This window comes from Longispora sp. NPDC051575 (assembly GCF_040681875.1).
GTDB lineage: Bacteria > Actinomycetota > Actinomycetes > Mycobacteriales > Micromonosporaceae > Longispora.
The window spans coordinates 88,504-113,891 of sequence record NZ_JBFAZP010000008.1; the positions used below are offsets into that span (position 1 = coordinate 88,504).

The 25,388-nt window shown below is 70.4% G+C and carries 23 protein-coding genes, 2 tRNA genes and 1 pseudogene; 15 read left to right on the forward strand and 11 right to left on the reverse strand.

The window, feature by feature from the left end; genetic code table 11:
- Window positions 1–79 precede the first annotated feature (79 nt).
- The 5 genes from AB0M43_RS24550 to AB0M43_RS24570 all read right to left on the reverse strand — a co-directional run bounded on the left by AB0M43_RS24550 (window position 80) and on the right by AB0M43_RS24570 (window position 5,646).
- Window positions 80–1,522, reverse strand: coding sequence for a M1 family metallopeptidase (locus tag AB0M43_RS24550; RefSeq protein WP_363728110.1), 1,443 nt, complete (start codon window positions 1,520–1,522; stop codon window positions 80–82).
- Window positions 1,523–1,556: 34 nt separating this feature from the next.
- Window positions 1,557–2,813, reverse strand: coding sequence for a delta-60 repeat domain-containing protein (locus AB0M43_RS24555; protein ID WP_363728111.1), 1,257 nt, complete (start codon window positions 2,811–2,813; stop codon window positions 1,557–1,559).
- 30 nt (window positions 2,814–2,843) lie between these two features.
- A complete protein-coding gene (locus tag AB0M43_RS24560) occupies window positions 2,844–3,227 on the reverse strand; it encodes a globin (protein WP_363728112.1) in 384 nt (127 codons plus the stop codon).
- Between the two features lie 4 nt (window positions 3,228–3,231).
- Window positions 3,232–4,533, reverse strand: a complete 1,302-nt coding sequence (locus AB0M43_RS24565; RefSeq protein WP_363728113.1) for an MFS transporter — start codon at window positions 4,531–4,533, stop codon at window positions 3,232–3,234.
- 165 nt (window positions 4,534–4,698) lie between these two features.
- Window positions 4,699–5,646, reverse strand: coding sequence for a mechanosensitive ion channel family protein (locus tag AB0M43_RS24570; protein ID WP_363728114.1), 948 nt, complete (start codon window positions 5,644–5,646; stop codon window positions 4,699–4,701).
- Window positions 5,647–5,792: 146 nt separating this feature from the next.
- Between AB0M43_RS24570 and AB0M43_RS24575 the strand changes: the two genes are divergently transcribed.
- A complete protein-coding gene (locus AB0M43_RS24575) occupies window positions 5,793–6,344 on the forward strand; it encodes an HNH endonuclease (RefSeq protein WP_363728115.1) in 552 nt (183 codons plus the stop codon).
- 65 nt (window positions 6,345–6,409) lie between these two features.
- On the opposite strand, the gene AB0M43_RS24580 is transcribed toward AB0M43_RS24575, so the two are convergent.
- From AB0M43_RS24580 to kynU, 3 genes are all read right to left on the reverse strand, one after another.
- Entirely contained in the window at window positions 6,410–7,039 is a 630-nt protein-coding gene (locus AB0M43_RS24580) for a class F sortase (RefSeq protein ID WP_363728116.1), read from the reverse strand.
- Window positions 7,040–7,049: 10 nt separating this feature from the next.
- Window positions 7,050–7,541 carry a hypothetical protein gene (locus tag AB0M43_RS24585; RefSeq protein WP_363728117.1) on the reverse strand — a complete coding sequence of 164 codons (492 nt, stop codon included), beginning with the start codon at window positions 7,539–7,541 and terminating at the stop codon, window positions 7,050–7,052.
- 185 nt (window positions 7,542–7,726) lie between these two features.
- On the reverse strand, window positions 7,727–8,983 hold the full coding sequence (gene kynU, locus AB0M43_RS24590; RefSeq protein ID WP_363728118.1) for a kynureninase: 1,257 nt from the start codon (window positions 8,981–8,983) through the stop codon (window positions 7,727–7,729).
- A gap of 59 nt (window positions 8,984–9,042) precedes the next feature.
- On the opposite strand from kynU, the gene AB0M43_RS24595 reads away from it, so the two are divergent.
- Window positions 9,043–9,312: a hypothetical protein gene (locus tag AB0M43_RS24595; protein WP_363728119.1), complete on the forward strand. Its 270-nt coding sequence runs from the start codon at window positions 9,043–9,045 to the stop codon at window positions 9,310–9,312.
- A 10-nt stretch (window positions 9,313–9,322) separates the two neighbouring features.
- Window positions 9,323–9,733, forward strand: a complete 411-nt coding sequence (locus AB0M43_RS24600; protein WP_363728552.1) for a DUF5130 family protein — start codon at window positions 9,323–9,325, stop codon at window positions 9,731–9,733.
- A 169-nt stretch (window positions 9,734–9,902) separates the two neighbouring features.
- Here the strand turns inward: AB0M43_RS24600 and pepN are convergent, their stop codons facing one another.
- A complete protein-coding gene (pepN, locus tag AB0M43_RS24605) occupies window positions 9,903–12,461 on the reverse strand; it encodes an aminopeptidase N (protein ID WP_363728120.1) in 2,559 nt (852 codons plus the stop codon).
- A 119-nt stretch (window positions 12,462–12,580) separates the two neighbouring features.
- On the opposite strand from pepN, the gene AB0M43_RS24610 reads away from it, so the two are divergent.
- On the forward strand, window positions 12,581–13,753 hold the full coding sequence (locus AB0M43_RS24610) for a DUF1015 family protein (RefSeq protein WP_363728121.1): 1,173 nt from the start codon (window positions 12,581–12,583) through the stop codon (window positions 13,751–13,753).
- Window positions 13,754–13,854: 101 nt separating this feature from the next.
- Window positions 13,855–14,301, forward strand: coding sequence for a ribose-5-phosphate isomerase (locus AB0M43_RS24615; protein WP_363728122.1), 447 nt, complete (start codon window positions 13,855–13,857; stop codon window positions 14,299–14,301).
- A 139-nt stretch (window positions 14,302–14,440) separates the two neighbouring features.
- Here AB0M43_RS24615 and AB0M43_RS24620 read toward each other — a convergent pair.
- Window positions 14,441–14,629, reverse strand: a pseudogene (locus AB0M43_RS24620) (hypothetical protein); the annotation flags it as partial.
- 71 nt (window positions 14,630–14,700) lie between these two features.
- On the opposite strand from AB0M43_RS24620, the gene AB0M43_RS24625 reads away from it, so the two are divergent.
- From AB0M43_RS24625 to AB0M43_RS24645, 5 genes are all read left to right on the forward strand, one after another.
- Window positions 14,701–15,573 (forward strand): NAD-dependent epimerase/dehydratase family protein, encoded by an 873-nt coding sequence (locus tag AB0M43_RS24625; RefSeq protein WP_363728123.1) that lies wholly within the window; start codon window positions 14,701–14,703, stop codon window positions 15,571–15,573.
- On the forward strand, window positions 15,570–17,393 hold the full coding sequence (locus AB0M43_RS24630; protein ID WP_363728124.1) for a hypothetical protein: 1,824 nt from the start codon (window positions 15,570–15,572) through the stop codon (window positions 17,391–17,393). Before AB0M43_RS24625 ends, AB0M43_RS24630 begins: the two co-directional genes overlap by 4 nt.
- A 172-nt stretch (window positions 17,394–17,565) precedes the next feature.
- Window positions 17,566–18,456 (forward strand): phytanoyl-CoA dioxygenase family protein, encoded by an 891-nt coding sequence (locus AB0M43_RS24635; protein WP_363728125.1) that lies wholly within the window; start codon window positions 17,566–17,568, stop codon window positions 18,454–18,456.
- A 64-nt stretch (window positions 18,457–18,520) separates the two neighbouring features.
- On the forward strand, window positions 18,521–19,225 hold the full coding sequence (locus tag AB0M43_RS24640) for a tyrosine-protein phosphatase (RefSeq protein WP_363728126.1): 705 nt from the start codon (window positions 18,521–18,523) through the stop codon (window positions 19,223–19,225).
- 14 nt (window positions 19,226–19,239) lie between these two features.
- Window positions 19,240–19,959, forward strand: a complete 720-nt coding sequence (locus AB0M43_RS24645; RefSeq protein ID WP_363728127.1) for a hypothetical protein — start codon at window positions 19,240–19,242, stop codon at window positions 19,957–19,959.
- Between the two features lie 54 nt (window positions 19,960–20,013).
- On the opposite strand, the gene AB0M43_RS24650 is transcribed toward AB0M43_RS24645, so the two are convergent.
- Window positions 20,014–20,087: transfer RNA gene (locus AB0M43_RS24650), tRNA-Gly, on the reverse strand.
- Between the two features lie 51 nt (window positions 20,088–20,138).
- On the opposite strand from AB0M43_RS24650, the gene AB0M43_RS24655 reads away from it, so the two are divergent.
- The 5 genes from AB0M43_RS24655 (at window position 20,139) to clpX (ending at window position 24,612) form a co-directional block, all read left to right on the forward strand.
- Window positions 20,139–20,212: transfer RNA gene (locus tag AB0M43_RS24655), tRNA-Pro, on the forward strand.
- 116 nt (window positions 20,213–20,328) lie between these two features.
- Window positions 20,329–21,666, forward strand: a complete 1,338-nt coding sequence (tig, locus tag AB0M43_RS24660) for a trigger factor (protein WP_363728128.1) — start codon at window positions 20,329–20,331, stop codon at window positions 21,664–21,666.
- 187 nt (window positions 21,667–21,853) lie between these two features.
- Window positions 21,854–22,474, forward strand: a complete 621-nt coding sequence (locus AB0M43_RS24665) for an ATP-dependent Clp protease proteolytic subunit (protein WP_363728129.1) — start codon at window positions 21,854–21,856, stop codon at window positions 22,472–22,474.
- Window positions 22,475–22,494: 20 nt separating this feature from the next.
- Entirely contained in the window at window positions 22,495–23,154 is a 660-nt protein-coding gene (locus AB0M43_RS24670) for an ATP-dependent Clp protease proteolytic subunit (RefSeq protein ID WP_363728130.1), read from the forward strand.
- A 156-nt stretch (window positions 23,155–23,310) separates the two neighbouring features.
- The gene (clpX, locus tag AB0M43_RS24675) at window positions 23,311–24,612 is read left to right on the forward strand and encodes an ATP-dependent Clp protease ATP-binding subunit ClpX (protein WP_363728131.1); all 1,302 of its coding nucleotides are present in this window, start codon (window positions 23,311–23,313) and stop codon (window positions 24,610–24,612) included.
- The last annotated feature ends 776 nt before the right edge of the window (window positions 24,613–25,388 follow it).

The following is a 25,388-nucleotide window of genomic DNA, read 5'->3' on the forward strand; positions in this document are numbered from 1 at the left end:
GCACGGACCCCGCACACGGCCGAGCACGGACCCCGCACCCGGCCGGGCACGAACCTGCGGCCGGCCGGCCCCGGAACCGCTACGCCGGGGTCGTCGGCGAGTCCAACCACGCGTCGATGAGGGCCGTGAAGTCCTGCCCGGTGTGCCTGTTCACGAACGCGACGAACGACGCCCGGTCCTGGCTGCCCTTGTTCTGCGCGATCCAGTCCCGGGCCATCGCGTAGAACTTCTCGTCCCCGACCGCCTGGTGGATCTCGTGCAGCATCGCCGCCGGGCACAGGTAGACGTTGCTCTCGGCGAAGCTGTCGGCCTTCGGGTGCCCGGGCGGACCGACCTTGGCCCGCAGGTCCGCGTCCCGCTTGCGCAGCCAGGTCTCCAGCTGCGCGTCGGTGACGTGGTCGCGCTCGTCCTCCCAGAGCAGCTGCGCGTACATCGCCCAGCCCTCGTTGAGCCACAGGTCGTTCCAGGTGGAGGTGGTGACCGCGTCGCCGAACCACTGGTGCGCGTACTCGTGCAGCAGGTCGCCGTCCATCACGTTCGGTAGCCGCGACTTGTCGGCCACCTTCGGGATCCCCATGGTGATCATCTGCTGGGTCTCCATGCCCGACTCCGACGCGACGAGCACGATGCCCCCGCTGGGGAACGGGTACGGCCCGAACCTCTTCTCCAGCCACTCGACGTACTGCGGCGACTTCCGCAGGTACGACAGGATCACCGGGTCGGTGTCGGCCTTGTACCAGTAGGTCAGCGGCAGCCCGTGCGGCCCGGTGGCCGTCTCCTTCTGGAACTTCCCGACCGCCAGCGTGGTCAGGTAGCTGGCCACCGGATCCCGCGACGTGTACCGGAAGGTGTTGCCCTCCTGCTTGTCCGGGGTGCCCGACGCGATGGCCGACCAGCCCTCGGGGGCGGTGACGGCGAAGTCGTACAGGGCCCGGTCGGACGGCTGGTCGTTCACCGGGTACCAGGTGAACGCCCCGTACGGCTCCTGCATCGTCCACAGTTCGTTGTCGGCGGTGATGGTCAGTCCGAGGCCCTCCGCGTCGCCCCGGTGCGACGGCATCTTCACCGTGGCCGGCGTGCCGTGGTACTTCACCACGAGCGTGACCGGCTTGTCCTTCGTCAGGGTCGCCGGGATCGCGAACTTCTCCTTCGCCACGCTGCCGGCGCGCGGCTGCCCGTCGACGGTCGACGCGTCGAGGGTGTAGTTGGCGAAGTCGAGCCGGATCTCGGCGAGGTCGGCCAGCGGGCGGATCCGCAGGGTGGCGGTACCCGTCAGGGTCCTGGTGGTCGGGTCCCAGGCCAGGTCGAGGCCGTAGTGCAGGACGTCGAGCTGGGGGTTGCCGCGCTCCGGGTACACCGGGTCGGCGACCGGGGCGGAGCGGCCGGCGTTCCAGGCGGCGTAGTCGACGGCCGGGGCCTTCGACGCGGCGGCCGCGGCGACCGGGGCCGGCTTCGGATCGGAGGTGCAACCCGCGAGGGTCAGGGCCGCGAGGGACGCGGCCACGAGAGAGGTGCGACGCATCGGGCGAACCTATGCGCCGGAAATCGCGGGACGATCACGGGACGAGCGGGAAGATCCCCAGCCGAGCGTGGTACTCGCGGCCGAGGTGTTCAGTGTCACTCCCGACCAGCAGCCCGCCGTCGAACGCGAGGAGCGCCTCCGTCCCGATGCCCCGGTCCTTGGTCGGGTTCCAGGACAGCGCCCGCCCGGAGTCGGGGTCGATCGCGCCGATCCCCGGCCGGGGCACCGCGCCCGGCCCCGGGTACTTGTTGCCGTACGGGTTGTCCAGCCACTGCTGGTGCCCGCCGACGTACACGGCCGCGTCCGTCACCGCCACCGACAGCAGCGTGTTCCCGCCCGTGTGGTTGACCCACACCGGTTCCTGGCCGGCCCCGCCCCGGGTGTCGAACCGGGAGGCGCTGTTGCACATCCGCTCCGGCCCGGCGGCGTGCCCGCTGGCGACGATGACGAAGTACGAGCCGTCGGCGGAGACGTCGATGTTCCGCAGGTAGGTCTCGTAGTCGGGGCTGCACGTCGTGTTCGCCACGGCGTCGGTCGCCCAGGGGGCCAGTTCGGCGCGCGCGCCGTCGGTCCGGGCCACCGCGATCTGGTACCGGTCCTGTCCGGACACCCGGGTGAACGTGCCGTCGAACACCAGGGTCCCGCCGTCCTCGCTCACCGCCATCGACTGCACCCAGGCCTTGCCGTCCGGGCGGGCCAGCTCCAGGTCGAAGTCGGGGTCCACCCGGCCGGTGGTCGTGTCGACCCGGGCCAGCGCCCGCCGGGACACCCCGCCGAGGGTGGCGAAGTCGCCCGCGACGTACAGCCGGTCGTCGCGGGTGGCCAGCGCACGGACCAGCCCCGCGCTGTCGTCGATGTTCGTCCGGAACCCGGTGTCCAGGGCGCCGTCGGCCCGGAGCCGGGCCAGGCCGTGCCGGGGCGCGCCGTTGACCTGGCGGAACTCCCCGCCGGCGTAGACGGAGCCCGCCGCGCCCGGGGCCAGCGCCCGCACCGGCCCGTCCACCTGCGGGGCGAACGGCAGCACGTGGCCGTCGGCGAGGCTGAAGGCGAACAGGTTGGACCGGCCGTACTCGCTGCCGTCGGCGTCCTGGACCGCCGTGAACTCGCCGCCCACCACGACGGTGTCGTCGAGCACCGCGAACGCGTACACCGCGCCGTCGAGGACGTGCGGCGTCCAGTCGACCGGGTCGACGGACACGACGTCAGGGTGGACGAAACCCGCCCGGGCGGGGGCGATGGTGAACAACCCGGCGGCGAGGATGGCTGTGAGGGTCAGCAGTCGGCGGCGCATATTGGATCAACGACCCATAGCACCCGAAAGCTACTCCTCCTCGTCGAAAGTGTTGACCATGAAGTAGGCCGCCTTCTCCATGTAGTCCCAGAGCTCGGTCTCCTGGTCCTTGGGCAGGCCCAGCCCGTCGAGCGCCGCGCGCATGTGCCGCAGCCAGGCGTCGCGCTCGGCCGGGCCGACCCGGAACGGCACGTGCCGCATCCGGAGCCGGGGGTGGCCGCGCTGCTCGGAGTACGTCTTCGGGCCGCCCCAGTACTGCTCCAGGAACATCCGGAACCGGTCGGCGGCGGGGCCCAGGTCCTCCTCCGGATACAGCGGCCGGAGCAGCGGGTCGTCCGCCACGCCCGCGTAGAACGCGTCGACGAGCCGCCGGAAGGTGTCCGAGCCGCCCACGGCGTCGTAGAAAGAGGTCACGCCCCTATCCTGCCAGCTTGCCGGACGCTCCGTTCGTGGCCTGTGTCTCGGCGATGGCGGCCTCGATCACCTCGGGGGCCGGCCAGGCGGCGCTCGCCACCAGCATCAGCACCGCGCCGCCCGCGCACCACGCCCCGATCACGTACGGCACCCGGGTGAGCTGGGTCAGCGAACCGGCCACGAGCAGCGCCGCGCCCTGGGTGAGCTGCATGCCGGCGGCCATCACCCCGAACGCGCGGGCCCGGTGGCTGGCCGGCAGCGACTGGACGAACAGCGCGTTGGCCAGCGGGTTGAACCCGCCGAACATGAAGCCCGCGAGCGCGACCATGGCCAGGACGACCGGCAGCGGCGGGTTGAGCAGGGCGGGCACGAGGACGAGGGGGGCGAGGACCACCAGCGGGCGCAGCGCCCGGCGCCGGGTCTCCGGGGACATCACCCGGGGCAGCACCAGCCCGCCGAGCGCCAGGCCGGCGGGCGCGGCCGCCATGATCAGGCCCTGGGACCGTCCGTCCGGGTCGAGTTCGGCGGCCCAGCCGGCCGCGAGGCCCTCGGGGACGGCGATGAACGTCAGCCCCGCGAGCACCACCAGCGCGATGGCCCGCAGCACGGGTCGGCCGAAGACGATGCTGATCCCCTCGCCGGTCTCCCGGAGGATGTGCCGGGGCGTGCCCTCGGGGGTGGCCGACGGCCGGCGGCGGACGCACAGGGCGAGCACGATGGCCGAGACGCCGAAGGTGAGGGCGTTGAGGCCGAGCGCGATGTGCGCGTTGACCGCCGCGAGGATGCCGCCGGTCACGTAGCCGAGGATCTGGATGGCCTGCAGCGCCGAGCCCTGCGCGCCGATCGCCAGCACGTACCGGTCGCCGGAGAGCACCTGCGGGATCAGCGCCGAGCGGGCCGCCTCGAACGGCGGGCTGAGCATCGCGGTCACGAACAGCAGGACGAAGATCATCCACAGCGGGGTGTTCGGGATCGCCACGATCCCGACCAGCGCCATCCGGCCCACGTCACAGACGATCATGACTCTGCGGTACGGGTACCGGTCCGCGAGCGCCGCCAGCACCGGACCGCCGGCCAACCAGGGCAGGTACGACAGCGCGAACGCCGCCGCCGACGTCAGCGGCGAGTGGGTGAGCTGGAAGACCAGGGCCGTGATCGCGGCGCGGGCCACGTAGTCCCCGAACCACGACAGCGCGCTCGCGCCGAAGATGCCACGGAACTCCCGTTCGGCGAACACCTGTCGGTAGGTCGCCGGGCGCGCGGGCACCTCCGACTCAGTGGCGGGGCTGCGCGGCTGGTCGGACACGGGCGATGGGGTCCTTCCTACGGCGACGCGTCAGGGGTGTTGGTGCTACTACTCGTTCCAGAGTTTGCCTGATTGGCCGACATTACGGTAGTCCGAACGGCTGATGGCTCACGGAGTGCGGACATTGACATCTTATCGATGCCGAGCCGCAACCAACTTGTTCGACTACTCCGGACGGTGGGGCGCCCGACCGGGCCCGATCCGGGAGGAAATGCCGGCCGCGTCGAGCGCCGCCGTCACCTGTCCTCGCAGGTCACGGCCTATCCGCCACTGTGCCTCGGACGAGGTCTTCGCGGTCACCCGGACCACGGCTCCATCGATGGTCAGTTGTTCGACGCCGAGGACCTTCGGCGGCTCCAGGAACTCGGTGGCGTTCTCCTCCTCGGCGGCGAACGCCTCGACGGCGACCCGGATCACCTCCATGGCCTCGTCCACGCCCGCGTAGCCGACCGGGATGTCGAGTACCACCGTGGCCCAGCCCTGGCTCTTGTTGCCGACCCGCACGATCTCCCCGTTGCGCACGTACCAGACGACCCCGCGCACGTCCCGGATCGTGGTGACCCGCAGCCCGACGGCCTCCACTGTGCCGCTGGCCTCGCCGAGGTCCACGGTGTCCCCGACGCCGTACTGGTCCTCCAGGAGCATGAACACCCCCGACAGGATGTCCTTGACCAGACTCTGCGCGCCGAAGCCGAGCGCCACGCCGGCGATGCTGACCGTGGCGAGCACCGGCCCGAGGTTCAGCCCCAGCTCGGCGAGGATCATCATCGCGGCGATCACGCCGATGATGGCGCCGATCGCCGACTTCAGCAGCGAGCCGATCGTCTCCGCCCGCTGCGACCGGCGCTCCGACAGCAGCCCGGAGTCGATCAGCGCCGCCTTCTCCTTCAGCGGCTTGAGGATGGCCGGCATCGAGCCCGTCGTCACCCGGTTGATCATGCGGCCGATCAGCCAGCGGATGAGGACCGCGGCGAGGACGATGCCGATGATCCGCAGCGGCTTGACCAGCAGCCAGTTGCTGCTCTGGGCGATCCAGGAGTTGTTGGTCTGCTCCCAGACGATCCAGCAGAAGGTGTCGTGCGCGCAGGTCGGCGGAGTATCGGAATCGATCATCCGCCTTTCGTACCGCATGGGCCGCCAGGGTGTTCGGGCGGGGTTTGCCGAAAAGTTCGACCACCCGTCCGATAAAAGACACGTGCATTCGGCACTAATGTCGGGGAGGATAGACGCAGCTCTACGCTCTCACGCGGAGGTGCCAGATGGGAGAAGGTCCGCCAGCTACCCGCTCCGTCGCGTTACTTCTCAACGCGACGTATGAGCCCCTCTGTGTCATCTCCGTGCGAAGAGCCGTGATTCTCATGCTCACCGGCAAGGCCGTGTGCGTCACCGACGGCGACGGCCTCATGCACTCCGAGCGCGAGCTGCTGGCCGTGCCCTCCGTGATCAAACTGACCCGGCACGTCCGGGTGCCCTACCGCGCGCACGTCGGCCTGACCCGGCGCGCCGTGTTCGCCCGCGACGGCTGGCACTGCGCCTACTGTCGCGGCCCCGCGGAGACCATCGACCACGTGCTGCCCCGGAGCCGGGGCGGTCGTCATATCTGGGAGAACGTGGTCGCCGCCTGCGCGCGGTGCAACCATCGCAAGGCCGCCCGCACCCCGGCGGAGATGGGCTGGCGGCTGGCCACGCCCCCGGCCGCCCCGCACGGGCCGGCCTGGCGGATCCTGGGGCACCGGTCGCCCGATCCGCGCTGGAAGGACTGGCTGCGCACCCCGGACTACGCCGACCAGCCCACCGCCGCGGCGGCCTGACCCCTTTCGACGGGTACGGGTGGGACCCGGCGAACATAGGCGCGCGCCCAGCCCGCCCCCGGCGCTCAGCGCGTCTTCGCCAGGCTCGCGAACACCACGATGTTGTCCGCGTAGCCCAGCTCCCCGCCCACGTACGCCCCGCCGCAGGTGATCAGTCGCAGTGTCGGCCCCGTGTACTCCCCGAACACCCGCGCCGTGGGGAACCTCGACTTCGGGAACCGTTCGACCCCGTCCACCTGGAACACGGCCACCTTCCCGTCGGTCCGGGACACCTCGACCAGCGCCCCGGGCTTCAGCTCGCCGAGCTTGTAGAACACGGCCGGGCCCTTCTTCCCGGACACGTGCCCGACCAGGATCGCGGGGCCGACCTCGCCGGGCGCCGGACCGGGCCGGTACCAGCCGGCGATCGTGGGTTTCTCCAGCGACGGCACGCCCACCTCGCCCTTGTCGAGGCCGACGGTGACGAGGGGCGCGTTGACCCCGATCGACGGGATCTTCACCCGGGTCGGGTTGGCCCGGCGCAGCGGGGCGACGGAGAAGAGCGGCGCGGGCCGGGCGCGGACGGCGCTGGCGGGGTCGGGACCGGTGGGCGCGGACGCCCAGCTGCCGAGCCCGGCGCCCACCGTCCACACGCCGAAGAGGACGAGCAGCCCGGCGCACGCGGCGAGGAGCCGCGAACCCCGGGCCGCCGGCACAGTGGTTCCGTTACGCGTCGCGCCGCCGTCGCCAGGCGAGCAGCCCGACGATGCCGCCGAGGCCGGCGATCCCGACCCCCGTGGCGGTCATGATCGCGCCGGAGCCGCCGTCGAGCGCGATGCCGCCGGTGTTGGGCCCGTGGCTGGGCGTGGGCGCGGCCTTGTACACGTACAGGCTCTGGGTGGCCTTCACGTCGCTGCCGTTGCAGTTCGCCGTGATGGTGTAGACCCCGGTGGCGGCCTCGGCCGGGATGACGACGTTCGCCCAGACGGAGTTGTTGCCCACCGACTGGTTGAGTGTCACCGGGCCGACGGTCGACGGCGAGAACGTCGCGGTGGCGGTCTGGCCCTTGCAGTTGTTGGCCGTCAGCTTCACGGTGCCGCCGGTCTGGATCAACTGTGGCTCGACCACGAGCGCGATGTTGTCGGCGGCGAGGGCGGGTGTGCCCGCCCCCAGCGCCAGGATCGTCCCTGCGGACAGGGCGGTCAGTAGCCGTCGCATGCCTCCCCCTTCGGTGGGCCTAGGGAGATTAGAGCATTTTTAGGGGTACATCGGGGAAGTCCACCAATATCCACACAGAAGTATCCGCAGTCTGCCCATCGGGGCAGTTCAGCTGCTATGTGGCCCTGGCCGGCTCGGCCCTGTGCCCCGGGCCGGCCTCGTCCTGCGGCCCGGTCCGGCTCCCGTTATGTGACCCGGGCGCGCTCCGCCGGGAAGCCGTCGTGCTCGCCCGCCGCCACCAGGTCCCGGAGCCGGGCGAACGCGTCGAAGACGTCGGTGTGCCGGGTGTAGAGCGGCGCGGGCCCGATCCGGAGCCGCTCCGGGGTCCGGAAGTCCGGGATCACGCCCCGGGCCTGCCACGCCTGGCAGATCTGCCACGCCTGCTGGTGGTGCAGGGTCACGTGCGCGCCCCGGCGGGCGGCGTCGCGGGGCGAGGCCAGGGTGAAGCCGAGCGGGGCCAGCCAGGCGTCGTGCAGGGCGATCATCAGCTCCGTGAGGCTCTGGGCCTTCGCGTAGATCGCGTCGATGCCCGCCTCGGAGGTGAGCTTCGCGCCCTCCAGGGCCCCGTACAGGCCGGCGACCGGGGGCGTGCCCACCAGGAAGCGGTCGATCGAGTCGGCGGGGGAGTAGTCGTCGCCCATCGCGAACTGGTCCCGCTGGCCGAACCAGCCCCAGATCGGCTGCCGCAGGCTCGTCTGCAGGTCCTCGCGGACGTAGAGGAACGCCGGCGCGCCCGGCCCGCCGTTGAGGTGCTTGTACGTGCAGCCCACGGCCAGGTCCACGCCCGCGTCGGTCAGCGGTACGGGCACCGAGCCGGCCGAGTGCGACAGGTCCCACAGCACCAGGGCGCCCGCCCCGTGCGCGGCTGCGGTGATGCCCGCCATGTCGGCGATCGCGCCCGACCGGTACGCCACATGCGACAGGGAGACCAACGCCACAGTGTCGTCGAGGGCCGCCACGACGTCGGCCAGGGCCACCCCGGCGTCGATGTCCGTGCGGATCTTGCGTACTTCCAGGCCACGGGCCTCGGCGAGCCCGGCGAACACGTACTGGTCGGTCGGGAAGTTGTCGTCGTCGGTCACGATCACCCGCCGGTCGGGGCGCGCGTCGAGGGCGGCAACCGCCAGTTTGTACAGGTTCACGGTGGTCGAGTCTGAGACGATCACCTCACCCGGCCGCGCCTGCACCACCCCGCCCGCGAGGACGTCGCCGGCCTGCCGGGCGAGCTCGATCCAGGTGGACCAGCCCCGGATCAACCGGTTCTGCCACTCCTCCTCGAACAGGGTCCGCAGCCGCTCCAGGGTGGCCTTCGGCGGCCTGCCCAGGGAGTTCCCGTCCAGGTAGATGAGCTGATCGTCGGTGCCGAGCGCGAACCGGTCGCGGAAGGCGGCCAGCGGATCGGCGGCGTCGAGGCGCTCGGCGAGTGCACGTTCGATGATCACGGTGGGAATACTAAGCCCCTGGCCTCGCGGGTGGCACGGTCTCCGATACCGTGACACCCATGTTTGGATATTCGATGAACACGGTGCTGTTCGTCGTCGGAGGCGCGCTCGGCGTCGTCGCGTTGGTGTACGCCATCGTCTACGGTTCCAGCTCCCGCCAGGCGAAGCGGTACCGCCCGGGGCGTTCCTTCGAGTTCGCGCCCGTGTGGTTCCTGGCCCAGCCCGAGCTGCTGGTGACCGGGCAGGAGTCGCGCGCGAAGCTTCCGGCACTCACCGGCGTCCAGCCGGCCGCAGCGGGGACGAAGGGTGGAGCCAGTGGCAAGTGGTAACGCTCTCGCCGTGTCGGGCGAGGAGCACGGGCACGCCCCGCGGACCTGGTACCCGGAGGTCGTCGACGGCCCCTTCACGTCCCGGCAGCTGATCCGGATCGACGAGGCCCTCCGCCTCGCCGACTCCGAGAGCGGCCTGACCTTCAGCGTGTACGCGGGCGACCTGCACGTCCCGGTGCGCGGCCACGCGGAGAAGCTGCACAGCCAGCTGCCCGACCCGGACAACAGCGTCCTGATCGCGGTCTCGCCGAACCAGCGCGTCCTGGAGCTCGTCACCGGCGAGAAGGTCCGCAAGCGCCTCCCGGACCGCGACTGCGCGCTGGCGGCGTTCTCGATGACGGCGGCGTTCACGGGCGGCGACCTGGCGGGCGGCATCGTCACCGGCCTCAGCCAGCTGGCCTCGCACACCCAGAAGGTCTAGACCCCGGTTCTGCCGTCAGGAGCCCTCCCCGAGCCGGGGACGGGCTCCTGACGCGTTTCCGGCCCGTCCCGGCCCGCAGCCGCGGGTCCGACCCGCGCCGGCCTGTCCGGCCCGCCCGCGCACGGAAAGGGGCCCGCACCAACCGGTGCGGGCCCCTACCTGGTGACAGCTAGGCAGCCGCCGCGTCGCACTTGCGCGCCGCGAGCGCCCGCACGATGTCGTCGCGCCCCTCGGCGATCAGCCGCCGCAGCGGCGCCGGGTGGCTCGGGTCGGCCAGCCAGGCGTCGGAGGCGGCGATCGTCTCGTCGCTGATCTGCAGCTTCGGGTACCCGAAGACCGCGAACATCTGGGCGATGTCCCCGTCGCGGAGCTCCCAGATCCGGGCGACCTCGGCGAAGAACTTCTCCGTGTACGGCGCGATCAGCTCGACCTGGGTCGAGTGCTGGAACCCGAACACGAGGAACCGGGCCTGCATGTTGGTGAGGTCGCCCTCGCCGGTGAGCTGCGCCCACGCCGCGGCCTTGGCCTCGGCGGTCGGGATCAGCGCCCGGGCCATGACGGCCTCCTGCTTGCCGGTCGCCGTCGGGTCCCGGTCCAGCTCGGCCTCGATGTCGTCCTCGGTGGCCGCGCCGTTGGCGACGAGGGCCTGCACGAGGTGCCAGCGCAGGCCGGTGTCGATGGCCAGGCCCTCGGGGACGTCCACGCCGTCGAGCCAGCCCCGCAGTACGGCGAGGTCGGCCGCCGAGCGGGCCGTGTTCGTGTACAGCCGGGCCCAGGCGAGCTGGAGCCCGCTGCCCGGGGCCGCGGCGGCCACGGTCGCGCGGGCGGTGCCGGCGATCAGCTCGTAGCCCTCGGCGATCCAGGACGGGTCCGCGTAGGCCGACAGCGTCGTGCTCACCTGGCGCGCGATGACCGTGACGATGTTGATGTCGGTCTCGGCGGGCAGGCCCGCGGCGACCTGGCGGACGTAGTCGCGGGCCGGCAGCTCGCCGTCGCGGAGCGCGTCCCAGGCCGAGGCCCAGGTCAGGCCACGGGACAGGGAGCTGGCGAAGCCGGCGATGTGCTCGCGCACCGTGGCCGCCGACCGCTCGTCGAACCGGGTCTTCGCGTACGTCAGGTCGTCCTCGTTGAGGAGGAGCACGTCGGGCTGCTTCACGCCGACCAGCGCCTCGACCGCGGTGGCCTCGCCGGCCACGTCCAGCTCGATCCGGTCGCGGAGGACCAGGTCGGAGCCGTCGAGGTCGTACAGGCCCAGGGCGATGCGGTGGTTGCGCAGCGTCGGGTACCCCTCGGGGGCGGTCTGGTGGATCACGACCGAGGTGTAGTTGCCGTCCGCGTCGACCGCGACGGTCGGGCGCAGCGTGTTGACCTGCGAGGTCTCCAGCCACTGCGCGGCGAACTCGCCGAGCTTGCGGCCCGAGGCCTCCTCCAGCGCGCCGAGCAGGTCGCCGAAGGTGGCGTTGCCCCACGCGTTCTGCGCGAAGTACTGCCGCAGGCCGGCGACGAACGGCTCCTCGCCGACGTACGCGACGAGCTGCTTGAGCACGCTGGCACCCTTGGCGTAGGTGATGCCGTCGAAGTTGACCTCGACCGCCTCGACGTCCGGGGTGTCGCAGTACACCGGGTGGGTGCTCGACATCTGGTCCTGCCGGTAGCCCCAGGCCTTGCGGGCGGACAGGAACGTCGTCCACGCGTCGGTGAACCGGGTGGCCTTGGCGTTGCACCAGTGGCTCGCCCACTCGGCGAACGACTCGTTCAGCCACAGGTCGTCCCACCACTGCATGGTGACGAGGTCGCCGAACCACATGTGCGCCATCTCGTGCAGGATGGTGTTGGCGCGCTGCTCGTACTCGAAGTCGGTCACCGCCGACCGGAACACGTAGGCGTCCTCGGCGAACGTGACGCAGCCGAAGTTCTCCATCGCCCCGGCGTTGTACTCCGGCACGAAGATCTGGTCGTACTTCGGCAGCGGGTAGCGCACCCCGAACTGCTCGTGGAAGAAGTCGAAGCCCTGCCGGGTGATCAGCAGGATGTCCTCGGGGTCGAAGTGCTCCTTGAGCGACTGGCGGCAGTACAGCCCGAGGTCGATGCCGTCGTGCTCGCTCTTCACCTCGTGGTACGGCCCGGCGCACAGCGCGTTGATGTACGTGCTCATCTTCGCGCCCTGCTCGAAGTGCGTGACCTTCGCGCCGGTCTCGTGGTCCTCGACGGACGCTACGGGCGCGTTGGAGATCAGCTTCCAGTGCTGCGGGGCGGTCACGTGCCAGGTCGCCACGGACTTGAGGTCCGGCTGGTCGAAGCACGCGTAGGTGCGCTGCGCGTCGGCGGTCTCGAACTGGGAGTAGAGGTACACCTCGCCGTCGACCGGGTCGACGAACTTGTGCAGGCCCATGCCCGAGTTGGAGTAGAGGAACTGGCCGACCACCACGAGGACGTTGTCGGCGGCGAGACCGGGGACCGCGAGGCCCTTCTCGCCGGACCACCCGGTGAGGTCGAGCTCGACGCCGTTCAGCGTCGCGGACTCGATCGAGTCGGCCGCGACCTCGATGAACGTGTCGGCGCCCGGCTCGGTGCTGGTGAAGTGGATCTCCGACCGCGAGCGGTACGTCCGGTCGCCCGGTTTCCCGCCGCCGTCGGTGAGATCCAGGGAGATGTCGTACGAGAGCACCTCGAGCAGCCGGGCGCGTTCGACCGCCTCGGTCTGGGCGAGGTTTCGGGTTCCTGCCACCTGAATAATCCTCCATCGGCGGTGACGGCACAGATATCGGAAGGAAGTCTTGCACAATTCCGGGGGTACCGCGCCACCGGAGCCGGCCGATCCGAGGGTGGCCGGTAGGGTTCTTGACCATGACCGTCGCGTACCCCATCAGCAGGGCCTGGGTCTCTGCCGGTGGCACAGGAGCACAGAACTACGACGAGTTCGCCGATGACGCCGAAATCACCGCCATTATCAGTGCCAATCCGGTCAGCGCGTTGGGTGTGGAGATGCCGCACCGCGCACCGGAGAGCCTGGGCAAATCCTTCACCGAATCGTTGCCCGACGCCGCGGCGCGGCTGACCGCCGCCAAGGACCAGGGCAGGTACACCGCCGCCGAGGAGATCGTCGCCGTCTACCGGCTCGGCAAGGGCTCGTTCGGGGTGTTCTGCCTGGTCGACACCAGCCAGATCTCCACCAACGCGGACGAACCCGGCCTGGTCATCCGCAACGAGGACGTCTTCATCGAGAAGGTCCGGGAGCGGGTCGCGCTCGCCGAGGCCGTCGGGCACCTGCTCTCGCCCGTGCTCCTCCTGCAGACCGGCAAGGGCGCCGAACTGCACGCGCTGCTGTCCGAGCTGACCGAACGGCTCGGTGACGCCGACGTCGCCGACACCGACCAGGCCGGCCGGGAGCACGCCATCTGGGTGCTGGGCCCCGGGGCCGACCGCGACGCGGTGCTGGCCCTGGCCGGGGGCGGCGAACTGATCGTCGCCGACGGCAACCACCGCAGCCTGGCGGCCCAGACCGGCCACCTGCCCAAGTTCCTCGCCGTGGTGACGACGCCGGAGTCGATCGCGATCCAGCCGTACAACCGACTGGTTTCCGGGGTGGAACTGGACCTGGCCGCGCTCGGCGGCGAGCTGGTCGAACTCGACGGCCGCCCGGAGGTGCCGACCGCTGGCGGAACGATCCACGTCTACCAGGGCGGCAAGGGCTACGCCCTGCGGCTGCCGGTGGCCGCCGACGCCAGCGTGCTGGACCGGCTCGACCACGCGCTCGTCGAGAAGCAGGTCTTCAACCAGGCCCTGGGCCTCGACGCGGGCGACAAGAAGATCAACTACGTCGGCGGGGACTACCCGGCGTCGTGGCTGTGCGACGAGGTCGACGCCGGCCGGGCCAGCCTGGCCATCCTGATCGCGCCGGTGACCGTGGACGACTTCGTCGCGGTCAACCTGTCCCGGCTCAAGCTCCCCCGGAAGAGCACCTGGTTCACCCCGAAGGCCCGGGGCGGGCTCGTGCTGTCGGAGCTGCCCCGCGCGTAGCGTGCCGATCGGCCCGGTGCCCCCGTGGTGCCGGGCCGCGTCCTCCCCGGAGGGCCACCGCCGCCGAGGCCCGTCGCCCGGCCGGATGGAATAGTGGCCGCATGCGCGTTTACCTGGGAGCCGACCACGCCGGCTACGAACTGAAGACCCACCTGGCCAGCGTCCTGTCCAAGGAGGGGCACGAGGTCGTCGACTGCGGCCCGCACGCCTACGACGCCGAGGACGACTACCCGCCGTTCTGCATCGACGCCGGTGAGCGGGTCGTCGCCGACCCCGGCAGCCTGGGCGTCGTGATCGGCGGCTCGGGCAACGGCGAGCAGATCGCCGCGAACAAGGTCGTCGGGGTGCGCGCCGCCCTGGCGTGGAGCGTGGAGACCGCGCAGCTGGCCCGCGAGCACAACGACGCCAACGTCATCGGCATCGGCGCCCGGATGCACACCCTGGACGGGGCCACGGAGATCGTGGCCGCGTTCCTGGCCACGCCCTTCTCCGGCGTCGAGCGGCACAACCGCCGCATCGCCCTGATCAGCGCCTACGAAACGCAGTAGTTGATCTAAGGCTCTTGACCTAAGGCGAAGTGGCCCGCTGAGGGCGGGGCTGGCAAGCGTCGGCGGAAGGAGCTAGGGCAGCGCCCTGCGCCTTCCGCCGACGCGCCGCCAGCGTCGTCCTCAGCGGGTCCCCACCCACCTAAGAGAGCTGTTCCGGCGGGACCCAGTTGCGGCGGACCACGACCACCTGCTCGTCGGCGGTCGCCAGGTCCTCCGCAGTGGGTCTCGCCGCGTCCCGGGCGCGCAACGCCGCCCCCACGCTGACCTGCGACGAGCCGGGGCCCACGAGCCCGCGTAGCCCGCGGTCGGGGTCCTCACCGCCGCGTCGGCCGAAGTCCTTCACACCTGTGACGGTAGCGTAGGTGTCAGCAAGGAGACTGTTTTCGACGGAGAGTGAGCATGGAGACCTATCTGGTGACCGGCGGTGCCGGCTTCGTGGGCAGTAACGTGATTCGTGCTCTGCTGGAGCGTTACCCGGCGTCGCAGATCCTCTCCCTCGACAACTACCTCACGGGCACCCGTGCCGCGCACGTCGACGACGCCCGCGTCACCTACCTCGAGGGCAGCACGGTCGACGTGAACACCCTCGACCTCCCGCCGCTGAAGGCGGTTTTCCACCTGGGGGAGTACTCGCGGATCCCGCAGTCCTTCGACGAGCCCGACCTGGTGTGGGAGCTCAACCTCCGGGGCACCAAGGAGGTCGTGAAGCTCTGCCACGCCCACGGCGCGCGGCTGGTCTACGCGGCGTCGAGCTCCAAGTTCGGCAACGAGGGCCAGGACGAGCACCTGAACCCGTACGCGTGGACCAAGGCCAAGAACGTCGAGTACATCACGAACTTCGACGCCTGGTACGGGCTCGACCACGTGATCACCTACTTCTACAACGTGTACGGTCCCGGACAGATCAAGACGGGCCGGTACGCGACCGTGATCGGCATCTTCGAGACCCGCACCGAGGCCGGCGAGCCGCTGCCCGTGGTCTCCCCGGGCACCCAGACCCGCGACTTCACCCACATCGACGACATCGTCGCGGGCATCCTGACCTGCTACGAACACGGCAAGGGTGACGGCTACCTGCTCGGCGCGAACCGCGAGTGGACCCTGCTGGAGGTCGCGGAGATGTTCGGCGGCGAGATCGAGATGGTGCCCGCGCTGCGCGGCGAACGCGAACGCGGCGCGGCCGACTCGGACAAGGCCCGCCAGCTCGGCTGGACGACGACGCGGTCGCTGGACGAGTACATCGCGGGATTCAAGGCTAATCTCGGGAAGTGACCGAACTTCTCGATCTCGTCTGTGGGCCCGCCGGCCCGTTGCCGGAAACCCACCAGAGGTACCGCCTGGTGCAGCACCTCGGCTCCGGCGGCCAGGCCGAGGTCTACCGGGCGGTGCGGGTCTGCAGTGGAGTCAGCTCCGCCCCGATGACCGTGAAGGTCTTCCGGGTCGACCCGCTCCGGCCGATCGCCGACGAGCTGCGGTCCTGGGACAAGGGCGACGCGGCCCTGATGGACCTCAACAACCGGGGCGTCCCCGGCATCTGCCGGCGCGCGGACGGCTTCTGGGGCCCGCCGCCGCACCCGCCCGGCGAGCTGCCCCCGCCCGGCGACGCCGTCCCGATCCAGGTCTACGACTACGTCCCCGGCGTCAACCTCCGGGAGTACGTGTCCCAGCGGCACGCCGGCGGCCGGCTGCTCAACGCGCCCGCCTCGCTGGCGTTCCTCGCCCGGATCCTCAAGGAGCTGCACCTCCCGGAGGACCCGTCGGCGTGCCCGGTGCTGCACATGGACATCAAGCCGTCCAACGTGATGGTGCTGCCCAGCGGCGAGATCCGCCTGATCGACTTCACCGGCGCGCGGTACCACCGCCGGGACCACATCACCCAGATCGCGTACACGGTGGAGGCCGGCGGGCCCGAGGCGTTCAGCGGCACCGTGGGCCCCGCCTACGACGTGCACGGCTTCGGCGCGGTGGCCTACTACCTGGTCACCGGCGCCTTCCCCCGGATGGAGCACACCGGCCCGGAGCAGCCGGACGCCCCGCCGCCGCCGTGGGCGACCCTGCGTTCGCACCCGATGCTGGAGTCCCGGCCGAAGCTCCGCGACCACCTGCTGGCCCCGCTGGCCGACGAGCCGATGCACCGGCCGTCCACGGCGCAGCTGTCCATCTGGGTGTCCGACCTGGTCGAGCTGGTCCGCGCCGCCGGGGTCCCCGACATCGGGGTGGACTGGATGTCGGCGGCCCCGAGCCGCACCGTGGGCCGGGCGACCGTGACCCCGCCGAAGCAGCCCGTCGCCGGTACGGACACGGGGGCCTTCGCCCGGATCGAGAACCTGGAACGCGAACTGGTGCACCTGCGCGAGGTGCTGGCCCGCCCCGCGGTGCCGACCCCGAGCCCGGCGTACGCGGTGCCGCCCGTGCAGAACCAGGTGTTCGCGCACCCGGTGTCCCCGGCGCCGTACCGGCCGCCCGTGGACCCGTACCGCGACGCCCGCCCGCAGCAGGCCCACCACCAGCCGACCGCCGCGTTCGACTCCCGGCAGCGCCCGGCGCCGCAGGCCACCGCCCCGCTCGACCGGACCAGGGTCGCCCCGAACGGTCCGGGGTCCTCGCCGGCCGACCGGACGAGGGTCGCGCCGCCCGAACGGACCCAGCTGTCCCCGCAGGGCGACCAGGGCCCGGCCGGCCGGGCGTCGGTGCCGAAGCCGCAGGAGAAGCAGCAGGAGCCGACCGCCGAGATCCGCGAGCGGCACCGGGAGCCGACCCTGCCGTTCGGGGAGCGGATGGAGCTGCTGGCCCGGGGCTGGGAGTTCAGCGCGGTGGGCGCCGCGTTCTCGTTCGTGTGCTGGGGGATCTGGGCGTTCGCCGGGGGCTTCGCGGGGCTGGGCGGCAAGTTCGGCGCGTTCGTGTTCGAGCTGCTGATCGGGCTGGGCGTGTTCGGGCTGTGCCGGCTCGTCGGGCTGCTGATCATCGTGCGCTGGTGGGGGAAGACCCGGCGGAGCGCGCGGGTGTCACACATCGTAGTTGCCCTGTTCCTTGCGGTCACAGGGCTGCAATACCTGGACAGTACTGGCTGGCTGTCACGTCTTATCAGTTGATTTCCGTCACCTGCTCCGTGTTGATGCCGGTCAATTCGACGTGACGTGAGTCACATTCGCCACGCAAAGTAGTCTCCGAAGCGTCTACTTGCCGAGGTGGCCTGTGCGACGCCGACCTCGTAGTCGGTGCCCGTCACCCCGGACTCCAGCACCCTTCACGGAGGAGAGCACGTTGACCGCAACCGCCCACGCCCCGGCGGCCGAGCTCGCCATGACCCCCGACCAGCGCGAACAGTTCGACCGCGACGGTTACCTCATCATCCGCGGGGTGCTGACTCCCGAGGAGATCGCGCACTACACCGCCGCGATGGACCGGGTCTACGCCGAGCACGCCGCCGCCGGGAAGCTCGGTGCCGACGGCTCGCTGCACAAGCTGAGCGCCGTCGCCAGCTGCCCCGAACTCGCCGGCCTGATGACCCACGAGAAGGTCTTCCCGCTCGTCTGGTCCACCATCGGCTGGAACGTGCACGTCTACCACTCGCACCTCGACGTGCACCCCAAGATCGAGGTGCACAAGCCCGCCCGGTTCGAGTGGCACCAGGACGGCGGCCGGCAGAACCGCGAGATCGAGACGGACCCGCGTCCGCAGCTCTCCGTCAAGCTCGCCTTCTTCCTCACCGACCTGTCCGAGCCCGGCCGGGGCAACCTGCAGGTCGTGCCCGGCAGCCACAAGACCAACTGGATCCAGGGTCCGCCGCGCCGCGACATGGAGTGGCCCAACCCCGAGGGCGCCATCGAGGTGCAGGTCAACCCCGGCGACGTGGTCTTCTTCGACCGGCGGATCTGGCACGCCCGGTCCAACAACTACTCGGACTTCACCCGCAAGGTCGCCTTCTTCGGGTACACGTACCGGTGGATCGCCATCCGCGACGAGAAGCCCACCTCCTTCGACGAGCTGACCCCCGTGCAGCGGCAGATGTGCGACCTGCTCGACGGGCGCGCGGTGGACCGGGTGGAGGGCGGCGACCACGCGTGGGGCCACTTCCCGAGCGAGGTCCCGCTGTACGTGCAGCTCAAAGAGGGTGGTCACCTCGACCCGACGTACCCCCCACTCAAGCCGTAACCGGCACACAACTCTGCGCGCCCGGCTGATGTCGGGCGCGTAGTCGTCTGGTTACGGTGGCGCGATGTTCACCAACGCGTTCAACTTCCGTGACTTATCCACAGCGGACAGTGACCGGATTCGCCCCGGTCGGGTGTACCGCTCGGACGCGCTCACCCAACTCGACGACGCGGAGTGGAAACGCTTCCGGGAACTGGGCGTGCGCACGGTCCTCGACCTGCGCACCCCGGAGGAAGTGTCCACCCAGGGCCGGATCCGGACCGACTCGGCCGTGGACTACCGCAACCTCTCCCTGCTGCGGACGTTCTGGGACACCGTCGCCTACGACGAGTCCCAGGGCGTCGCCCGCTACCTGTGCGACCGCTACCTCGACCTCACCGACGAGGGCGCCGCCGAACTGGCCACCTGCCTCGACCTGCTGGCCACCCCCGACGCCGGCCCCGTCGTCTTCCACTGCGCCGGGGGCAAGGACCGCACCGGCGTCCTCGCCGCCCTCACCCTCGGCCTGCTCGGCGCGTCCGACCAGGCCATCGTCGCCGACTACGCCCGCACCGCCGACACCGTGCACCTCGTCACGGCCCGCCTCGCCGCCGGGTACGGCCACGGGGCCGGACACTTCCCGCCGTTCAGCGCCTGCCCCGGCGACGCCATGACCCTGTTCCTCGCCGAGCTGCGCGCCCGGCACGGCAGCCTCGACGGGTACGTCTCCTCGATCGGGGTGCCGCCCGCGACCGTCGCCGCGCTGCGTACCCATCTGATGCCCTTGTGATCTCAGGAGCCCCCATGACCGAGCAGTACGCCGCCCTCCTCCGCCCCGTCGTCGACCGCGTCTACGGCACCGCCCGCGCCGCCGGACGGGAACGCGGCCGCGCCGTGATCGGGAAGTTCGGCGTACACCCCGGTTTCATCCTGAGCTTCTACTTCGGGCTGCTCGCCCGGCCGATGTCCGCCGAGGGCCTTGACGCGGCGCTCGCCTACGTCGGCACAGACATGACCGAGGAGCTCGCCGCCGGGATCACGGTCGTGGACCCCGACGGCGGGTGGCGGCTCACCGACCTCGGCCGGGACCTGGCGCTCGCCATCCAGGACGCCACCGCCGAGGCCGCCGCGGAACTGTGGTCCCGGACGCCGGTGGCCACGATGCCGGGGCTGGCCGCGGTACCCAGACTGGCGGAGCTCGTCGGCACCCTCCTGGCGGCCGGGGCACCCACCGGCGGGCCCGCCTTCGCGACCCTCGCCCCGGTCTTCGAACCCGCCGACGCCTCGCCCGCGCTGCTGCTGATGAACCGGCTCGGGGCGCTGCGGCACCACCGGGGCGACGCGCACCGCGCCGCGTGGGCCGCCGCCGGGCTGACGGTCGACGGCGTGCGGGCACTGGCCGACGGGCCGGTGCGCGACGCCGTCGAGGCCGACACCAACCGGCGGGACGCGCCGATCTACGCGGCGTTGACCGAGGGGGAGCGGTGGGAGCTTCTGGCCGGACTGGGCGCGCTGGCCGGATAGCTTCCGGTGCCCGGAACGACGAGGGCCCCGGCATTGTGACCGGGGCCTCACGGGTGGAGCGGGCGACGAGAATCGAACTCGCGTAGTCAGTTTGGAAGACTGAAGCTCTACCATTGAGCTACGCCCGCATGCGCCGAGGCGCGCCCCCAGCTTAGCGGGTAGACTCCCGGAGGTTCGACCGGGATGTGGCGCAGCTTGGTAGCGCACTCGCTTTGGGAGCGAGGGGTCGCAGGTTCAAATCCTGTCATCCCGACACAGACTGTGACCTGTGCTTCCTGTTCGGGTCCCAGCCATGTCAGGCAGGCGACGCTTGTCTAAACTCGTTCGGTCAGACCTCTTACGACCGCAAACCAATCAAGGAGTACGCCCGTGCAGAGCACCGTGGAGACCCTTAGCCCGACCCGGGTGAAGCTGTCCATCGAGGTGCCCTTCGCTGAGCTCGAGCCGAGCCTCAAGAAGGCGTACCGCACGCTGGCCCAGCAGGTCTCGATCCCCGGCTTCCGGAAGGGCAAGATCCCGGCAGCGGTGATCGACCAGCGGATCGGGCGGGGCGCGGTGCTCAGCGAGGCCGTCCAGGAGGCCCTGCCGGAGCAGTACATGGCGGCGGTCCAGGCCCACGACGTGAAGACGATCGGCCGGCCCGACATCGACGTCCAGGAGCTGGCCGACGGCGAGCCGCTGAAGTTCACCGCCGTGGTGGACGTCCGCCCCGAGCTGACCCTCCCGGACTTCTCCGGCATCAGCGTCACCGTCGACGAGCTCGAGCTCACCGACGAGCAGGTCGACGAGCAGGTCAACAGCCTCCGTGACCGGTTCGCCACCCTCAAGGGCGTCGAGCGCGCGGTCGCCGACGGCGACTACGTCACGCTGGACCTCAACGCCACCGTCGACGGCAAGGACGTCGAGGGCGGCTCCGCCAGCGGCATCTCGCACGAGGTCGGCAGCGGCCAGCTGCTGCCGGGCCTGGACGAGGCCGTCGTCGGCCTGTCCGCCGACGAGTCGACCACCTTCACCACGGCGCTGGTCGCCGGCGAGTTCGCCGGCCGCGACGCCGACGTGGCCGTCACGATCAAGGGCGTGAAGGAGAAGGAGCTGCCGGAGCTGGACGACGAGTTCGCCCAGATGGCCAGCGAGTTCGACACGCTCGAGGAGCTCCGCGACGACCTGCGCACCCGGCTCACCCGGGTCAAGCGCATGGAGCAGCTCATGTCCGCCCGGGACAAGGCGATCGACGCCCTGATCGAGGCCGTCGACGTGCCCGCGCCCGAGTCCGTCGTCGCCGAGGAGGTCGAGCACCGCAAGGAGTCGATGCTCGAGCAGCTCCAGCGGGTCGGCGCGAACCTGGAGGAGTACCTCAAGGCGGAGGACCAGACCGAGGAGGGCCTCACGGCCGAGCTGACCGAGTCGGCCACCAAGGCCGTCCGGATCCAGCTGCTCCTCGACGCGATCGCCGAGGACCAGGACGTCCAGGTCTCCGACGACGAGTTCGGCCAGGAGATCGTGCACCGGGCCCAGCAGTCCGGCGTCGCGCCCCAGCAGTACTACGACCAGCTCGTGCGCGCCGGTGTCGCCGGCTCGGTGTTCGGGGACGTCCGTCGGGGCAAGGCCCTGGCCCAGGTCGTCGAGAACATCAAGATCACGGACACCACCGGCGCTGAGCTCAAGGTCGACGAGCTGCGCGGCACCCCGGCCGTCGAGGCCGAATAGTTCGTCCGCGGACGGCGCGTGGCCCAGGCGAGGGTCGCGCGCCGTCCGCGTCTTCTGGCCGTTTTCAGCGCGGAGCGAAACGGGCCCTTCATGGGGCCGGTTTGTCGGCGGCACCGGCTAGGGTCGCAGATAAGAAAACCCCCGACCGGCGTGATCAGCGCGCCGGGTGTTACGGCGAAGGGCTGCCATGACCGACCTGCATTCCCCGGTCGCACGCGGGGCCGAAAGTCTCGGCAACCTCGACGACTCGGTCTACAACCGGTTGCTCAAGGAGCGGATCATCTTCCTGGGCAGTGAGGTGACCGACCAGTCGGCCAACCGGATCTGCGCCCAGCTGCTGCTGCTCGCCGCCGAAGACGCCGAGCGCGACATCTGGCTCTACATCAACTCGCCGGGCGGCTCCGTCTACTCGGGCATGGCCATCTACGACACCATGCAGTTCATCAAGAACGACGTGGCCACCGTCGCGATGGGCATGGCCGCCTCGATGGGCCAGATGCTGCTCTGCGCCGGCACCAAGGGCAAGCGCTACGCCCTGCCGCACGCGCGGATCATGATGCACCAGGCGTCCGGTGGCATCGGCGGCACCGCCGCGGACATCGCGATCCAGGCCGAGCAGATGGTGTTCACCAAGCACCTGATGCACGAGCGGATCGCGTACCACACCGGCCAGACCATCGAGCAGATCGCGACCGACTCCGACCGGGACCGCTGGTTCACGGCCGAGGCCGCGCTGGAGTACGGCTTCATCGACAAGGTGATCACCGGGGCCGCGCAGGTTCCCGCTGGTGCCGGCACCGATAACTGACGGCTGACGGAGAAGAGACCATGAACCTGAACACGCCTTCTTCGCAGTTCGCGCCGGTCACCAACCGGTACATCCTGCCGTCGTTCGTCGAGCGCACGTCGTACGGGATCAAGGAGTCCAACCCGTACAACAAGATGTTCGAGGAGCGCATCATCTTCCTCGGCGTCCAGATCGACGACACCTCGGCGAACGACATCATGGCCCAGCTCCTGGTCCTGGAGTCCACGGACCCGGACCGCGACATCGTCATGTACATCAACTCGCCGGGTGGCTCGTTCACCGCGATGACGGCCATCTACGACACGATGCAGTTCATCCGGCCGGACATCCAGACCGTGTGCCTCGGTCAGGCCGCCTCGGCCGCCGCCGTGCTCCTCGCGGCCGGCACCCCGGGCAAGCGGGTCGCCCTGCAGAACTCCCGGGTGCTCATCCACCAGCCGGCCACCGAGGGCGGCTACGGTCAGGGGTCGGACATCGAGATCCAGGCGCGGGAGATCCTGCGTATGCGTACGATGCTCGAGGACCTCATCGCGCACCACTCGGGCCAGCCCATCGAGCAGGTCCGCAAGGACATCGACCGCGACAAGATCCTCACGGCCGAGGACGCGCTCGCGTACGGCCTGATCGACACCGTCCAGGCGCCGCGGAAGAAGAACGCCGTGGTCCGGGCCGTCAGCTAGTAGCCAACCGCCGGCCACCCCGTGGCCGCCGAGTGGTGGAGGTTATGCGGGTTTGGGGGCCTCGATGGGGCCCCCAACCAGGTAACGTCGAAGCAGCGGGTCTCGGACGTCCGGGGCGCGAGCCCTCAGACCGTGAGCACAGGGAGTGTGACGCAGGTGGCACCTCGAATCGGTGATGGCGGTGATCTCCTCAAGTGCTCCTTCTGCGGCAAGTCGCAGAAGCAGGTAAAGAAGCTCATCGCTGGCCCAGGCGTCTACATCTGTGACGAGTGCATCGATCTCTGCAACGAGATCATCGAAGAGGAGCTCTCGGAGGCCGGCGACGTCAAGTTCGACGAGCTGCCCAAGCCCAAGGAGATCTCCGAGTTCCTCGACGCCTATGTCGTGGGCCAGGAGCAGGCGAAACGCGCACTCGCGGTCGCGGTGTACAACCACTACAAGCGCATCCAGGCCGAGTCGGTCAGCAACCGCCCCGGCGGCGGCGAGGTCGTCGAGCTCGCCAAGTCGAACATCCTGATGATCGGCCCCACGGGCTGCGGAAAGACCCATCTGGCGCAGACCCTCGCGCGGATGCTGAATGTGCCCTTCGCGATCGCCGACGCCACCGCGCTCACCGAGGCGGGCTACGTCGGCGAGGACGTCGAGAACATCCTCCTCAAGCTCATCCAGGCCGCCGACTACGACGTCAAGCGCGCCGAGACCGGCATCGTCTACATAGACGAGATCGACAAGGTCGCCCGCAAGAGCGAGAACCCGTCGATCACCCGGGACGTGTCCGGCGAGGGCGTCCAGCAGGCGCTGCTGAAGATGCTCGAGGGCACCAGTGCGAACGTGCCGCCCCAGGGCGGCCGCAAGCACCCGCACCAGGAGTTCATCCAGATCGACACCACCAACGTGCTGTTCATCTGCGGTGGCGCGTTCGCGGGGCTCGACCAGATCATCGAGTCGCGGATCGGCAAGAAGGGCCTCGGCTTCGGCGCCCAGATCCGGTCGAAGGAAGAGGTCAGCACCGACGACATCTTCAATCAGGTCATGCCCGACGACCTGTTGAAGTTCGGCCTGATCCCCGAGTTCATCGGCAGACTGCCCGTCATCACCAACGTGCGCAACCTCGACCGCACCGCGCTGATCAAGATCCTGAGCGAGCCGAAGAACGCCTTCGTCAAGCAGTACCAGAAGCTGTTCGAGCTCGACGGCGTCGAACTGGTCTTCGACGAGGAGGCCCTCGAGGCCATCGCCGACCAGGCGCTCCTCCGGGGCACCGGCGCCCGTGGCCTGCGCGCGATCATGGAGGAGGTGCTCCTCCCCGTGATGTACGAGGTGCCGAGCCGCTCCGACGTCGCCCGCGTCGAGATCACCCGGGCGGTTGTCCGGGAGAACGTGAATCCGACGATCATTCCTCGGGACATTCCGCGGAGCGCGCCTCGGGATCGGGAGCGGCGCGACAAGTCGGCTTGATCGGGTTGGTTGGTTGGGTTTGTTGGGTTTTCGGTGGCGGCTCCGGGTGGTTGGGGGCCGCCATTGTTGTTGGGGTGGGGCCGGGCTGGGCGGCCTGTGCGTGCCGGGGTCGGGCTGGTGGGTTGGGCCACCCTGGCTTGGCAGCCCTTGAGGGCGGCTCGTGTGCCGGGGCTTGTGGCTGCCGGCGGGTGCTTCTGGTGGGGTGCCGGGGTGGCTCGACCGTGGTTACATCCTCGTGGCTCGTGGCTCGTGGCTCGTGGCTCGTGGCTCGTGGCTCGTGGCTCGTGGCTCGTGGCTCGTGGCTCGTGGCTCGTGGCTCGTGGCTCGGCACGTGCGTGGCCCGAGTCGGCGTGTGCGCCGACGGTGGTCTGGTCCGGACTCGTGCCTGACTTCGGTGTCGTGGGTGGTGTCCGGCTTCTGACGTGCCAGGCTTGGTGTCTCATGTGGCCTGGCTCGTAACTTGCGGGGCTTGATGTCGCACTTCGCTCGGCTCCTGGTGTGCTCGGCTTCGTGTCGCGTGCGGTCTGGCCCCGGACGTTTGCCGGGGTGCTGTTCTGGTTAGGCTCGGTTCCGCCTCGAGGTAATCAGCCCGGCCACAGTTCAGCTCGATCGGACCATCCGGCCACCCGCCCCCATCTCCCGATCCTTCCGTTCGAAGCGCGCCCGCCTGCCAGGTCTCGCTACCGGGGGACCCGTCGAGCCGACCGCTACCAGGCGCGAGCCTCACCTCACCCTCTCAGTTCTAGAACAGTTATAGCAGATTGAAAAGTACAGTT

Excerpts from the sequence above, each read along its gene's own strand:
- AB0M43_RS24550 (WP_363728110.1), bottom strand. The coding sequence starts at position 1,522 with ATGCGTCGCACCTCTCTCGTGGCCGCGTCCCTCGCGGCCCTGACCCTC.
- AB0M43_RS24555 (WP_363728111.1), bottom strand. The coding sequence starts at position 2,813 with ATGCGCCGCCGACTGCTGACCCTCACAGCCATCCTCGCCGCCGGGTTG.
- AB0M43_RS24570 (WP_363728114.1), bottom strand. The coding sequence starts at position 5,646 with ATGATCGATTCCGATACTCCGCCGACCTGCGCGCACGACACCTTCTGC.
- AB0M43_RS24575 (WP_363728115.1), top strand. The coding sequence starts at position 5,793 with ATGGGAGAAGGTCCGCCAGCTACCCGCTCCGTCGCGTTACTTCTCAAC.
- AB0M43_RS24585 (WP_363728117.1), bottom strand. The coding sequence starts at position 7,541 with ATGCGACGGCTACTGACCGCCCTGTCCGCAGGGACGATCCTGGCGCTG.
- AB0M43_RS24595 (WP_363728119.1), top strand. The coding sequence starts at position 9,043 with ATGTTTGGATATTCGATGAACACGGTGCTGTTCGTCGTCGGAGGCGCG.
- AB0M43_RS24610 (WP_363728121.1), top strand. The coding sequence starts at position 12,581 with ATGACCGTCGCGTACCCCATCAGCAGGGCCTGGGTCTCTGCCGGTGGC.
- AB0M43_RS24615 (WP_363728122.1), top strand. The coding sequence starts at position 13,855 with ATGCGCGTTTACCTGGGAGCCGACCACGCCGGCTACGAACTGAAGACC.
- AB0M43_RS24625 (WP_363728123.1), top strand. The coding sequence starts at position 14,701 with ATGGAGACCTATCTGGTGACCGGCGGTGCCGGCTTCGTGGGCAGTAAC.
- AB0M43_RS24640 (WP_363728126.1), top strand. The coding sequence starts at position 18,521 with ATGTTCACCAACGCGTTCAACTTCCGTGACTTATCCACAGCGGACAGT.
- AB0M43_RS24645 (WP_363728127.1), top strand. The coding sequence starts at position 19,240 with ATGACCGAGCAGTACGCCGCCCTCCTCCGCCCCGTCGTCGACCGCGTC.
- AB0M43_RS24665 (WP_363728129.1), top strand. The coding sequence starts at position 21,854 with ATGACCGACCTGCATTCCCCGGTCGCACGCGGGGCCGAAAGTCTCGGC.
- AB0M43_RS24670 (WP_363728130.1), top strand. The coding sequence starts at position 22,495 with ATGAACCTGAACACGCCTTCTTCGCAGTTCGCGCCGGTCACCAACCGG.